13 protein-coding genes are annotated in these 12,702 nt (G+C 69.5%); 5 read left to right on the top strand and 8 right to left on the bottom strand.

The window, feature by feature from the left end; all coding sequences use genetic code 11:
• Nucleotides 1-2: 2 nt before the first annotated feature.
• Nucleotides 3-1,787, bottom strand: coding sequence for a DNA mismatch repair endonuclease MutL (gene mutL / locus BGO82_RS02800; RefSeq protein ID WP_291304028.1), 1,785 nt, complete (start codon nt 1,785-1,787; stop codon nt 3-5).
• 59 nt (nt 1,788-1,846) lie between these two features.
• Here mutL and BGO82_RS02805 point away from each other — a divergent pair, with 59 nt between their 5' ends.
• Nucleotides 1,847-2,293 carry a nucleoside deaminase gene (locus BGO82_RS02805; protein ID WP_291304029.1) on the top strand — a complete coding sequence of 149 codons (447 nt, stop codon included), beginning with the start codon at nt 1,847-1,849 and terminating at the stop codon, nt 2,291-2,293.
• 4 nt (nt 2,294-2,297) lie between these two features.
• Here the strand turns inward: BGO82_RS02805 and BGO82_RS02810 are convergent, their stop codons facing one another.
• Nucleotides 2,298-3,278 carry a patatin-like phospholipase family protein gene (locus BGO82_RS02810; protein WP_291304030.1) on the bottom strand — a complete coding sequence of 327 codons (981 nt, stop codon included), beginning with the start codon at nt 3,276-3,278 and terminating at the stop codon, nt 2,298-2,300.
• Nucleotides 3,279-3,353: 75 nt separating this feature from the next.
• Nucleotides 3,354-4,640: a phosphoribosylamine--glycine ligase gene (gene purD / locus BGO82_RS02815; RefSeq protein WP_291304031.1), complete on the bottom strand. Its 1,287-nt coding sequence runs from the start codon at nt 4,638-4,640 to the stop codon at nt 3,354-3,356.
• 64 nt (nt 4,641-4,704) lie between these two features.
• Here purD and xseA point away from each other — a divergent pair, with 64 nt between their 5' ends.
• The gene (gene xseA / locus BGO82_RS02820) at nt 4,705-6,255 is read left to right on the top strand and encodes an exodeoxyribonuclease VII large subunit (RefSeq protein WP_291304032.1); all 1,551 of its coding nucleotides are present in this window, start codon (nt 4,705-4,707) and stop codon (nt 6,253-6,255) included.
• Between the two features lie 3 nt (nt 6,256-6,258).
• Here xseA and BGO82_RS02825 read toward each other — a convergent pair whose 3' ends face one another.
• Complete coding sequence (locus tag BGO82_RS02825) at nt 6,259-7,173, bottom strand: hypothetical protein (RefSeq protein ID WP_291304033.1); 915 nt, start codon at nt 7,171-7,173, stop codon at nt 6,259-6,261.
• Between the two features lie 168 nt (nt 7,174-7,341).
• Between BGO82_RS02825 and BGO82_RS02830 the strand changes: the two genes are divergently transcribed.
• Both BGO82_RS02830 and BGO82_RS02835 read left to right on the top strand, forming a co-directional pair.
• Nucleotides 7,342-7,566 carry a DUF2093 domain-containing protein gene (locus BGO82_RS02830; protein WP_291304034.1) on the top strand — a complete coding sequence of 75 codons (225 nt, stop codon included), beginning with the start codon at nt 7,342-7,344 and terminating at the stop codon, nt 7,564-7,566.
• Complete coding sequence (locus BGO82_RS02835; protein ID WP_291304035.1) at nt 7,567-8,667, top strand: hypothetical protein; 1,101 nt, start codon at nt 7,567-7,569, stop codon at nt 8,665-8,667.
• A 248-nt stretch (nt 8,668-8,915) separates the two neighbouring features.
• On the opposite strand, the gene BGO82_RS02840 is transcribed toward BGO82_RS02835, so the two are convergent.
• The 3 genes from BGO82_RS02840 to BGO82_RS02850 are packed head-to-tail and all read right to left on the bottom strand — an operon-like array spanning nt 8,916 to nt 10,719.
• Complete coding sequence (locus BGO82_RS02840; protein WP_291304036.1) at nt 8,916-9,638, bottom strand: DUF374 domain-containing protein; 723 nt, start codon at nt 9,636-9,638, stop codon at nt 8,916-8,918.
• Nucleotides 9,635-9,883, bottom strand: a complete 249-nt coding sequence (locus tag BGO82_RS02845) for a DUF4170 domain-containing protein (protein WP_291304037.1) — start codon at nt 9,881-9,883, stop codon at nt 9,635-9,637. The genes BGO82_RS02840 and BGO82_RS02845 overlap by 4 nt, the downstream gene beginning before the upstream one ends.
• Entirely contained in the window at nt 9,880-10,719 is an 840-nt protein-coding gene (locus BGO82_RS02850; RefSeq protein WP_291304038.1) for a 3'(2'),5'-bisphosphate nucleotidase CysQ, read from the bottom strand. Before BGO82_RS02850 ends, BGO82_RS02845 begins: the two co-directional genes overlap by 4 nt.
• 226 nt (nt 10,720-10,945) lie before the next feature.
• On the opposite strand from BGO82_RS02850, the gene BGO82_RS02855 reads away from it, so the two are divergent.
• On the top strand, nt 10,946-11,485 hold the full coding sequence (locus BGO82_RS02855; RefSeq protein WP_291304039.1) for a DUF6101 family protein: 540 nt from the start codon (nt 10,946-10,948) through the stop codon (nt 11,483-11,485).
• A 128-nt stretch (nt 11,486-11,613) separates the two neighbouring features.
• Here the strand turns inward: BGO82_RS02855 and BGO82_RS02860 are convergent, their stop codons facing one another.
• Nucleotides 11,614-12,597: an aldo/keto reductase gene (locus BGO82_RS02860; protein ID WP_291304040.1), complete on the bottom strand. Its 984-nt coding sequence runs from the start codon at nt 12,595-12,597 to the stop codon at nt 11,614-11,616.
• Between the last annotated feature and the right edge of the window lie 105 nt (nt 12,598-12,702).

The following is a 12,702-nucleotide window of genomic DNA, read 5'->3' on the forward strand; positions in this document are numbered from 1 at the left end:
CGCTACCGTGTTCGCCCGAACATCCGTTCGAGGTCGGCCTTCTTCAGCTCCACATAGGTCGGGCGGCCGTGGATGCACTGGCCGGAATGCGGCGTGCGTTCCATGTCGCGCAGCAGCGCGTTCATCTCGTCGACGCGCAGCACCCGGCCGGCGCGCACCGAGCCGTGGCAGGCCATGCGCGCGATGATGGCGTCGAGCCGGTCGCCCAGCGTCTCGGTGGAGTCCCATTCCGCCAGCCCGTCGGCGAGGTCGCGCACCAGCCCGTCGATATCGGCCTGCCCGAGCAGCGCCGGCGTCTCGCGCACCGCGACGGCGCGCGGGCCGAAGCGCTCGAGATAGAGGCCCAGCCGCTCCAGCGTCGGCGCCGCCTCCTCGAGCCGCGCGCAATCCTCCTCGCTGAGCTCGATCACCACCGGGATGAGCTGCATCTGGCTCGCCACCGGCCCGCTCTGCAATTGCGCGCGGAATTTCTCGTACACCAGCCGCTCATGCGCCGCGTGCTGGTCGACCAGCACCAGCGCGTCGCCGTTCTGCGCCACGATGAAATTCTCGAACATCTGCGCCCGCGCCGTGCCGAGCGGATAGCTCGCTTCGTCCGGCGGCAGCTCGATCGCCTCGTAGCGCGCGCTCGGCTCCGCCAATCCGGCGATGCCTGTGCCCTGGCGATCCTCGCCCGCAAAGCGGGGGAGGGAGGCCATGCGAAGCATGGTGGCGGCCGCAAACGCCGGCGCCGCCGCCTCCGCCATCTCCGGCGGGCGGAACGCTCCAAGCACGTCCTCGGCCACCGTGCTCGACGCCCGGTAACCCGCCTCGCCCAGTGCGTCGACGATGGCGCGGATCACCGCGCTGCGTACCCCGCCGGCGTCGCGGAAGCGCAGCTCCGCCTTGGCCGGGTGCACGTTGACGTCCACCGCCGCCGGATCGATGCTGAGGAACAGCGCGATCGCCGGGAAGCGGTCGCGGAAGACGAAATCGGCATAGGCGGCGCGCACCGCCCCCAGCAGCACCTTGTCGCGCACCGACCGGCCGTTGACGAAATAGAACTGGCTCAGCGAATTGGCGCGCGTGTAGGTCGGCAGGCCGGCGAGGCCGGTCACCACCACGCCGTGCCGGCTGGTCTGCAATGGAACGGCGTTCTCGGTGAAGTCGGCACCCAACACCTGCATCACCCGGCCCGGCAGCGAGCCGTCGGCCGGCCAGTTGCTGGGCGTGCGGTCGGCGCCGTCGAGCACGAAATGCACGTCCGGGTTGGCCATCGCCAGCCGCTTCACCACATCGGCCACGGCGGCGGCCTCGGCGCGGTCGGTCTTGAGGAATTTGAGCCGCGCCGGCACCCCCGCGAACAAATCGCGCACCTCGACGATGGTGCCGCGGTTCATCGCCTGCGGCACCACGCCGGATTTGCGCGAGCGGTCGACCTCGATGCGCAGCCCCGTGGTTGCTTCTGCCGGGCGCGACGCCACGCTCAGCCGCGCCACCGCGCCGATCGAGGCCAGCGCCTCGCCGCGAAAGCCCAGCGTGCGGATGTCGTCGAGCCCGTCATCGGCGAGCTTGCTGGTGGCGTGGCGCTCGACCGACAGCAGCAGATCGTCGCGGCCCATGCCGGCGCCGTCGTCCTCCACCCGGATCAGGCTGCGCCCGCCGCCCGCGGTGGTCACCACGATGCGCCGCGCCCCGGCGTCGATGGCGTTCTCCACCAGCTCCTTCACCACGCTCGCGGGCCGCTCCACCACCTCGCCGGCGGCGATGCGGTTGATCAGATCCTCGGGCAGCTGGCGGATGGGCAAGGGGTGATTCTCCAAGGGCAATAGTTTAGCGCCGCGCCGGAACCTGCTACCACCCGGAAATGCCCCAATCCCCGATGGACCTCGCCCTCGAACTCGCCGCCGCGGCGGCCGCCGCCGACGAGGCGCCGGTGGGGGCGGTGATCGTCGACAGCGGCGCCGTGCTCGCCGCCGAGCGCAACCGCATGCGCGAGCGGAACGACCCCACCGCGCATGCCGAGCTGCTTGCCATCCGCGCGGCGCTGTCGGCGCGCGGCACCGGCCGGCTCGACGGCTGCGACCTGTACGTCACGCTCGAGCCCTGCGCCATGTGCGCCGGCGCCATCGCCCACGCGCGCCTGCGCCGCGTCATCTACGGCGCCGCCGACCCGAAGGCCGGCGCCGTCGATCACGGCGTGCGGCTGTTCGACAGCCCCAGCACGCACCACCATCCCGAGGTGGTGTCGGGTATCGGCGCAAAGCGGGCGGGGGAGCTGCTGAAGGCGTTTTTCGCGCGGCTGCGGGAGTAGGCCCTCACTGCCCCGCGCGCGTCGTCTCGCCGGTCTTCATGATGAACTGCTCCACCTTGTGGCTGAGGTGGCGCTTGAAATTGTCTTTTTCCTTCTCGGCCGCCGCGATGATTTCCTTCACGCGCCAGAACTCCATGGCGCCGAAGCTCGAGACGTGCGGCCGCGCGTAGACGTCCGGCGGGTAGGCCGCCATCATGTGCGCGGTGAGCGAATGCATCATGATCTGCGCCGAGCCGAACCAGATGTCGAGCGCCCGGTAGTCGACCTTGGCGATCTTGTCGGAGGGGTCGCCGTTGACGTCGATGCCCACCAGGATGTCGCAATCGGCCGAGGCCTGGTCGAGCGGCAGCGGGTTCACCACGCCGCCGTCGACCAGGATGTGGTTGGCGTAATGCACCGGCCGGAAGAAGCTCGGGATGGCGATCGAGCCGGCGATGGTTGGCCGCAATTCGCCGCTGTTGAACACCGCCTGATGCCAGCTCTGGAAATCGGTGGCCACCACGTAGAACGGGACCTTGAGGTCCTTGAAATCGTCGGGGAACGGATCGGGCAGGAAGGCGTCGACCACCCGGCTCGCGTCGAGCTGCAGGTTGAAGCCGTTGCGCACCAGCCCGCCGAGGCTGCCGATCTGCTGGCCCCAGATGCGCCCGGCGATGGTGCGCATGGTGCCCAGCACGTTCATGGCGTGCTCGCGCAGCTCCTTGCCGCTCATGCCGTTGGCCCAGCCCGAGCCGATCAGCGCGCCGATCGAGGTGCCGGCGATGGTCGAGGGGGTGAGCCCCAATTCATCCATCGCCTCGATGAACGGAATGTGCGTCAGCCCGCGGGCCGAGCCGCCGCCGAGCGCCACGCCGATGCGCGGCATGCTGTGTGAGGCGGGCGCAGCGGTCGGGGCGTCGTCGCCGGCCCGGAGGCGGTCGACAAGCTCCTGTCCCCGCTGCTGGATGGGGATCAGATCGTCCTCCGATGCGAGGTCCTGAGCCATTCTGAGCATCTATGCTGCGCCTCGAAGGTTTATAAGCCCTTCCGCGCCGGATGCGGAAATTCGCTGCCGATAAGGCTAACGATCCAGCCGGGCATTGCGTTCACGCAGAATGGCGCGCCAGCCGATATCGTGGCGGTGAAACCCCTCCGGCCAGTCGATTTCGGCGATGGCGGCATCGGCGCGCTCCTTGGCGTCGGCCACCGAGGCGCCGAGCGCGGTGACGTTCAGCACCCGCCCGCCGGCGCTCAGCAGCCGGCCGTCCTCGCGCCTGGTGCCGGCATGGAAGATCACCATGTCCGCCGTGTCCGGCGGCAGCGGGCCGAGCAGCGTGCCCTTCCTGTAGTCGCCCGGATAGCCCTTGCTGGCGAGCACCGTGGTCAGCGCCGCCTCCGGCCGCCAGCGCGCCTCCATGCCGGCGAGCGCGCCCGTCGCGGTGGCGTGCAGCAGCGCCAGCAGGTCGCTGTCGAGCCGCAGCATCAGCACCTGCGTCTCCGGGTCGCCGAAGCGCGCATTGTACTCAATCAGCTTGGGCCCCTCGCGCGTCAGCATCAGCCCGGCATAGAGCACGCCCTGGTACGGCGTGCCGCGGGCCGCCATGCCGCGCACCGTCGGCTCGATGATCTCGGCCATGGTCTGCGCGATCAGCTCGTCGGTCATCACCGGCGCCGGCGAATAGGCGCCCATGCCGCCGGTGTTGGGGCCGTTGTCGCCGTCGAAGGCGCGCTTGTGGTCCTGCGCCGTGGCCAGCGGCAGCGTGTGCTCGCCGTCGCACAGAACGAAGAAGCTCGCCTCCTCGCCCTCGAGGAAATCCTCGATCACCACCGAGGCGCCGGAGGCGCCGAATGCCCCGCCGAAGCAGTCCCTGATCGCGTGCTCCGCCGCCGCGATATGCATCGCCACGGTGACGCCCTTGCCCAGCGCAAGCCCGTCGGCCTTGATCACGATCGGCGCGCCGCGCTCGCGCACATAGGCGAGCGCCGGCTCGGCCGCGTCGAACCGGCGATAGGCGGCGGTGGGGATGCCCATCTCGTCGCACAGCGCCTTGGTGAAGCCCTTGCTGCCTTCGAGCTGCCCCGCTGCCTTGCTCGGCGAGAAGCAGGCGATGCCGGCGGCGCGCACCTCGTCGCCCAGCCCCGCCACCACCGGCGCATCGGGCCCGATCACCACGAAGTCGATGCCGTTGGCCCGCGCCCAGCCGACCACCGCGCCATGGTCCGCCGGATCGAGCGCTACGTTCTCGGCGACCAGCGACGTGCCGCCATTGCCCGGCGCCACATAGAGCTTGGTCAGCAGCGGCGACTGCGCCAGTTTCCACGCCAGCGCATGCTCGCGCCCGCCCGCTCCGATCAACAAGACCCGCATCGTCAAACCCCAAGGCCGCCCGGCCTCCTTGACACAAACGCGAACGAAAGCGCAACAGGGAGCCATGGACCAGCCGCGCAGCAACGCCCCCGAATTCACCGTCAGCGAGCTGGCGCAGGCGGTCAAGCGCACCGTCGAGGACGAGTTCCAGTATGTGCGGGTGCGCGGCGAGATTTCCGGCTTCCGCGGCCAGCACTCGTCCGGCCATTGCTACTTCACCCTCAAGGACGACCAGGCCGGCATCGACGCGGTGATCTGGAAGACCACCTGGCCGCGCCTCCGCTTCAAGCCGGAGGAGGGGCTGGAGATCATCGCCACCGGGCGGCTCACCACCTTCCCGCGCTCGTCGAAATACCAGATCGTCATCGAGCAGATCGAGCCGGCCGGCGCCGGCGCGCTGATGGCGCTGCTCGAGGAGCGCCGCAGGAAGCTCGCCGCCGAAGGCCTGTTCGCCGCCGAGCGCAAGCAGAAGCTGCCCTACCTGCCGCGCATCATCGGCGTCGTCACCTCGCCCACCGGCGCGGTGATCCGCGACATCCTGCATCGGCTCGACGACCGCTTTCCCAGCCACGTCATCGTCTGGCCGGTGCGCGTGCAGGGCGAAACCGCGGCGGCCGAGGTGGCGCACGCCGTCGCCGGCTTCAACGCACTGCCCGAGCGCGGCGGGCCGGTGCCGCGCCCCGATCTGCTGATCGTGGCGCGCGGCGGCGGCTCCATCGAGGACCTCTGGAGCTTCAACGAGGAGATCGTGGTGCGCGCCGTGGCCGCCTCGCGCATCCCGGTGATTTCCGGCGTCGGCCACGAGACCGACACGACGCTGGTCGACTACGCCGCCGACCATCGCGCCCCGACGCCCACCGCCGCGGCCGAAGCGGCGGTGCCGGTGCGCGCCGAGCTCATCGCCTATGTCGACGACCAGGGCCAGCGCAGCCGCGGGGGGATCCGCCACCAGCTCGGCAACCGCCGCGACCGCCTGCGCGCCGCCGCCGGGCAATTGCCGCGCCCGCTCGACCTGCTGAGCCTTGCGCGGCAGCGCCTCGATCTCGCCGCGACCGAGCTCAACGCCTCGCTGCGCCATCTCGGGCAGGGCAAGCGCCTTGCCTTCGAGCGCTCCGCCGGCAAGCTCACGCCGCGCGTCATGGTGCAGCGCGCCGAGATGCTGTCGCGGCAGTTGGCCGAGCTGTCGCGCCGCGAGGCGAGCGGCATGGCGCGGCTGCTGGAACAGAAGCGCGCCGCCTACGCCACGCGCGCCGCGACGCTCACCCCCACGGCGCTGGTCGCCGATCTGCGCCACGCCAATGCCCGCCTCGCGCCCTGCGCCGAGCGGCTGCGGCCGGCGCTGCGCCGCCTCGTCGTGCAGCGCGGCAACGATTTGACGGCACTGGGCAAGCTGCTCGAATCGTATTCCTACAAGGGCGTGCTGGAGCGCGGCTTCGCGCTGGTGGTCGACGACCAAGGCCACATCGTGCGCAGCAAGGCGGCGGTGAGGCCGGGCCAGTTGCTGGCCATCGAGGTGGCCGACGGCCAGTTCGGGGCGGCCGTCTCCGGCGCCCCGGTGTCGCGCAAGCGTCCCCGCCCGCCCAAGGACGATGGCGGGCAGGAGAGCCTGTTCTAGGCGCTAGATCTCGCCGTCGACCAGCGCCGCGAGGGTGACGGCGCCGGAGCCGCCGATCGAGGCGCACCAGCCCACCGTGCCACTCGCATCGATGGCGCAGCCCGGCGCCGAGGTGAGCGGCACCGCGGTCTGCTGCCAGTCCGACCACGACCCGCCGGACCAGCTCTTGATCCACAGCCGCTTCTGCGGCCCGAGCACGAACAGGTGCACGGCGTCGCCGGTCGAGACTGCCGAGACGCGGCCCGTCACCAGCCCGCCGAGATTGTCGACGACCACGGCGTTGCCGGTCTTGTGCGTGATGTCGGTGAGCTGCTTCACCCCGCTGGCGGTGGTGTCGTAGCAATGCGCGCCGAGCGAGAACACCTGCACGCAGCCCACGGCGCTGCCCACGGTGCCGTCGAGGTCCTGCCAGTCGCTCCACTTGCCGGCGAGGGTGTTCATGAACAGATGGTTCTGCGGCCCGCGCACGAAGATGCGCAATTGCGTCTTGCCGCCTTCCGTCGTGCGGATGATCGATGGATCGTTGGTGGCGTAGCCGCCGAGGCTGGCCCAGCCGCTCCACGTGTTGGCCTTGGCGTCGTAGCTGGTCCAGTAGACGGTGTTGTTGGGTCCCACCGCGGCGCAGTCGATGCGGCTCTGGCTGCGCGCCGTGCAACTCGGGTTGCCCTTCAGCGCCAGCGTGCCGATCGGCGTCCAGTCGCTGAAGCTCGCGCCCTGGTCGGCGGTGGTCTTGGCGTACATCAGCCCGCCCGGGCCGCGCACGAACACGGCGACCGCGTCCTGGCCGGCGAATTTGTAGGCGACGGTGCTCGGCGCGCCCTTGGCGGCGCCACCCAGTGGATAGCTGTCGAAGGCGAGGGCAGGGATCGCGGTGGCGGCGAAGGCCGCGGCGGCCGCGAGCATGGCGAGGATTTTCACGGTTCAGCTCCAGACGGTTCGGCGCCGGACTGTCCCGCGCCCCATCGTCACGCTAGTGTGATCATGCCGAACGCCGCGCGAACACCCCGTTCAGCCCGGGTTCAGCGCCGCAAGGCCGTTTGCACCGCCGCCGTTTCCGCCTATATGTCGGGCGAAAGGCCGCCCTGCATGAACATCCACGACAAGAACTTCGCCCCGTCCGAAGCCGTCATCCGCTATCTCGACGGCGACTATGTGGTGGTGCGGCCGGGCAGTTTCGTGCGCTGCGCCGTCACCGGCCGGCCGATCCCCGTCGACGAGCTGATGTACTGGAACGTCGACCGCCAGGAGCCCTATGCCGACGCCGATGCCGCCCTCGAGGCGTTCCGGCGCCACGGCCTCTCCGGCAAGTAAGTGCGGCCGGCCTCGCTCCTGATCATCTCCAACGGCATCGGCGAGGATTCGGTGGGCGCCGAGCTGGCCCGCCGCCTGCCGTCGTCCATCAAGGCGTCGGCCTATCCCACCCTCGGCTCCGGCGCTCACTACGACGGCGTGTGCGAGATCGTCGGCCCGCGCGCCACGCTGGCGAGCGCCGGCTCGCGCGTCGCGCAAGGCACCATCGCCCGCGACGTGCGCGGCGGGCTGCTCGGCACCGTGCCGCCCGGCCTCGCCTTCATGCATCGCGCCCGCCGCGCCTACGACCGCGTGCTGGTGATCGGCGACTTCATCGGCGTCGGCGGCTGTTTCCTCACCGGCATCCGCAACGTCACCTATATCGACGTCTACAAGAGCGGCTATGGCCGGCCCTATCTCGGCATCGAGCGCTGGGTGATCGGGCGGACCTGCCGCACCGTGTTCAGCCGCCATCCGGCGCTGGCCGACCGCCTGCGCCGCGATGGCGTCGACGCCCGCGCCGTCGGCAACGTCATGATGGACACCATCCCGCGCTCCGGCTTCGATGCCGCTTCGCTGCGCACCCGCCCGCTGGCGGCGACGCTGCTGCCCGGCAGCCGCGAGGCGACAGCCGAGAATTTCGCGCTGCAGGTCGCGGCGCTGCGCCGGTTGCCCGAGACGCTGCGGCCCGACGTGTTCCTGGCGCTCGCCGGCGGCGTTGCGCCCGAGGCGTTGGCGGCGGCCGCCGGGCTCGCCTGGACCGGCCTCGGCTTCGCCGGCGATCTCACTATCCATGCCGCGCGCGGCGCGCTCGGCGATCTCCTCGACAATTCGGACGTCGTTCTATCGCAGGCCGGCACCGCCACCATCCAGGCGCTCGGGCTCGGCCGCCCCATCGTCAGCTTCATCCGCCCCGGCGACCGCATGCGCCGGCATGAGGACGAGAGCCGGCTGTTCGGAGAGTCGCGGCTGCTGGTCGCCGACGACGCCACCGAAATCGCCTCCGCTTTGACCCTGCTGCTGCAAAACGAACCCGAGCGCCTTCGCCGCGGCGCCATCGGCCAGGACCGCATCGGCCCCCCCGGCGCCCTCGACCGCATCATCGAGACGCTGCTGAGCTAGTCTTTCCTCAAATCTCACGGTCGGCTCACCTCGCCCCTTCAGGGGAGAGGTCGGCGCCTTGGCGAGCGGAGCGAGCCTAGAAGCCGGGTGAGGGGTGCGATCTATCAGATAGAGCGATGCTGACGCAACGCGCAAGGTCCCCACCGCACCCCTCACCCAGCTCCGCTACGTCGCTCCGCTCCGAAGCTGCGCTACCCTCTCCCCTGAGGGGCGAGGGGACCGACTGTGAGTTCTGTGAAGGAAGCAACCTATCGCGGCTTGATCTTTCCGTCCGCCAGGTCGAACGCCTTGGCCAGCACGCGGTCCAGCGCCTCGCGCAGCATGTTGGCGTATTCCGCGTCGCCCACGCCGGCATCCGTCATGTAGAACGGCCCTTCACAGGCAAAGCCGATGGTCGAGAACGGATAGTTGAGCTGCATCTTGTCCCACACCCGCTCCAGCACCTTGCGGCGCGAGCTGGCGGTGGCGATGGCGTAGACCGGGCGGCCGGATTTGCGTGCCAGCGCGATCATCCCCAGCGACACGTTGCGGCCCGGCTCCGGCGGAATGTCGGCGGTGGCGAACAGCGTCGTGCCGGCCTTCAGCGCCTTCAGCATGTTGCGGAACGCGCTGAGGCCGCCGGTGCCGTGCTTCTGCCGCTCGCTGGCGCCCGAGCCGTCGACCGTCTGGTAGCCGAGCGAGCGCGCCATCGCCGCCATCATCTGCCCGTCGGGGTGCATCGACACCAGCAGCGCCACCTGCTTCGGATCGGGCATCACCACGTAAGCGAGGTTCGACTGGCCGTGCCAGCTCACCGCGATCGCCGGCCAGTCCTTGTGCGCCGACTCCCAGAAGTCCGGCGGGTCGGCGACCACTTTCGAGGTCAGCCGCAGGAAGCGCAGGTAGTTGCCGATCAGCACCCGGCCCAGAAAGGCGCGCACGCCCGGCCGGTCGATCCATTTGCTCCTGCCGGCAGGATCGGGGCCGCTCACGCGCCCTCGTCTTCCGGGTCGAGCAGGCGGTGCAGGTGCACCACGAAATAGCGCATCTGCGCGTTGTCGACGGTCTGCTGCGCCTTCTGCTTCCACACCGCATAGGCCGCCGCGTAATTGGGATAGACCCCGACCAGATCGACCTTGTCGAGATCCTTGAAGGTGATGCCCTCGATGCTGTCGAGCTCGCCGCCGAGCACGAGGTGGAGCAACTGCTTCTGCGGAGTGGTCCTGGGCGCCTTCACGTGGTTTTCCGTTCCCGGTCGAGTTGCGGCTCGGGGCAGCCATAGACCTTGATCAGCGCCCCGCACAGCACCTCTCTTAGCGAACCTTGCGCGAAGGCGGCAAGCGCGCCGTGGCGGATTTCCGGCTGATTGAACTGCATGGCGCCCATGCACGCATCCTCGAAGGCGATGCCGCTTTCGCTGAGGATCACCGCCGCCCCCGCGAGGTCCCAGTCCTGCGAGCCGCGCCGCACCACCGCGGCGTCGAGCTTGCCGGTCGCCACCTGCACCAGCCGATAGGCGAGCGAGGGGTAGGCCGGCCCGCGCGTGTAGTCGAGCCCGGCCGCCTGCAGCTCCTGGTGCACCGCGCCGGGCGCCGGGATCAGCGGCGCCAGCCGGTCGGGCGGCGTGCGCCGCGCGATCGGCTGCCCGTTGAGCGTCGCGCCGCCGCCGCGGCAGGCCGCATACATCTCGTTGCGCGCCGGCGCGAACACCACGCCCGCCACCGGCACGCCGGCCTCGACCACCGCCAGCGACACCGTCCAGCTGTCCTCGCCGCGGATGAAGCCGCGCGTGCCGTCGATGGGGTCGACGATGAACACCCGCCGGTGCTTGAGCCGCTGCTGGTCGTCGGCGGTCTCTTCGCTCAGCCAGCCATAATCGGGCCGCGCCGTGGTCAGCGCCGAGAACAGGAATTTGTCGAGCACGATGTCGGCCTCCGACACTGGAGAGGAGTTCTCCTTGGTCCAGGTCTTGAGGTCGCGCCGGAAATAGCTCGCGGCGATGATGCCGGCGGTGACCGCCGCGGTGCGCAGCAGTTCGAGGTCGCTGTCGTGGGAAGTGGGGGTATCGGCCATTGCGCGCTGCGTTTCGCCCTGCTTCTAGGCGGAAATGAGAAGCTGCACAAACGCCACGTGCTTAATCCGCCGTTACCCGCGGTGACGACCCGCTAACCCTCGCCAAAACTACCTAAACTTAACCCAGTTTCTTAAGCGCGCCAGAAAGGGGGCGGGCTAGGATGGGGGCATAAAGGGAGCGTCATAAAAACCAGGCTCTCGGGGTTAACAGGAAAGCGACTATCAAATGGATCAGAGCGTGAGGATCGAAGGGGCGAACGTCGTCCTGATGTTCGGAATGCGCAGTGCGACCGAGGTTGCCGCCGTTCCCTTCGCCGCCCGTCAATTCGGTCCGGCCAACGACAATGGCCCCAGGGATCCGGTCAAGACCGTCACCGTGCGCAAGCAGCTCGAGAAGTCGGGCGTGGCCATCAAGATCAAGGTGCCGGTGGATGAATTCGTCGGCGTCGCGGTGTCGACGCGCATCTCCGAGGACGGCGTGCTGTCGAGCGCCATCGAGCTCGTGCATGGCGACCCGGAGCTGAACTACCAGGTGTTCGAGGAAGTCGGCAACGGCAACGTCGTCGCCGAATGGCAGAACTGGGGCAAGAAGCTGCGCCTGCCGCTCTACATCAAGGCTGGCGACGGCTCGCTTCTGCCCTACAGCCAGCAGGTCTCGGGCGTGGCCCTCGGCCCGCACGTGGCGCGCCGCAAGCTGGCGCATGAAGGCGAGCGCCGCCCGCGCTTCCTCAACCGCCGCCAGCCCGGCGAAACCAACGCCGGCTGACCGCAACTTTTCGGACGCCTGTCCGTTTATCCTTTATGCGAGGCCACTGGCCGCGCCTCCCCGATAGCGACCTCCAAAGCGCTGCCAGGCCCGTCACTTTCGAGTGGCGGGCCGGTTTGCGTCCGGCGTCAGTGGTTCAGCGCGGCCATTCCGGCTTCGCTGTAGCGCGTACCGGCCGCCGCGCCCACCGGCGCCGCGTCGTCCAGGGCCTTGAGATCGCCGTCACTCAGCGTGATGTCGGCGGCCGCAACGTTCTCTTCGAGATATTTGATCCGCCGCGTGCCGGGAATCGGCGTCGTGCCCTGCGCGATGGTCCAGGCGAGCGCGATCTGCCCGGGAGTCACGCCCTTTTGCGTCGCAACACGCGTGATCCGGTCGACGATCGCCTGGTTCGACGCGATGTTCTCCTCGGCCAGCCGCGGATACATCGATTTGCGGAAATCGTCGGCCGGCAGCGCGCTGGCGTCGAGCCGGCCGGTGAGGAAGCCGCGGCCGAGCGGCGAGTAGCTGACGAAGCCGATGCCCAGCTCCCGCACCGTCTTCAGCACGTCGTTGCTCTCGGGCGACCGCTCGAACAGCGAATACTCCGTCTGCACCGCCGTCAGCGGATGCACCGCATGCGCCCGGCGGATCGTCGCCGGCGCGGCCTCCGAGACGCCGATGTAGCGGACCTTGCCGGCCTGCACCAACTCCTTCAGGGCGCCGATCGACTCCTCGATCTCGACCTTCGGGTCGATGCGGTGCAGGTAGTAGAGGTCGACATAGTCGGTCCGCAGATGCTTCAGCGACCGGTCGATCGCCTTCCTGATGTAGGCCGGGGTGCCGTTGACCGGGCCGCGCTCGCCGCTGTCGCTGACTTCCGAGCCCACCTTGGTGGCGATCAGCACCTTGTCGCGCTTGCCGGCGAACGCCTTGGCGAGCAGGATTTCGTTCTTGAACGGCCCGTAGATCTCGGCCGTGTCGAAAAACGTCACGCCCAGCTCGATCGCCCGGGCCAGCGTCGACAGATTCTCCTGCTCGTCGCTCGGCCCGTAAAATGCGCTCATCCCCATGCAGCCCAGTCCTTCGGCGCTGACGACGAGCCCCTGGCTCCCCAGTTTCACCTGCTTCATGTCAAATTCCTTTGTGAACGATATGCCGCCATGGGAGCTTACCGAGGCGATGCCCCGATCGGTCCAAGCGGTAGTCTTTGCACTCTTCCTGAGCGTCGGCACCTG

This window comes from Devosia sp. 67-54, from assembly GCF_001899075.1.
Lineage (GTDB): Bacteria > Pseudomonadota > Alphaproteobacteria > Rhizobiales > Devosiaceae > Devosia_A.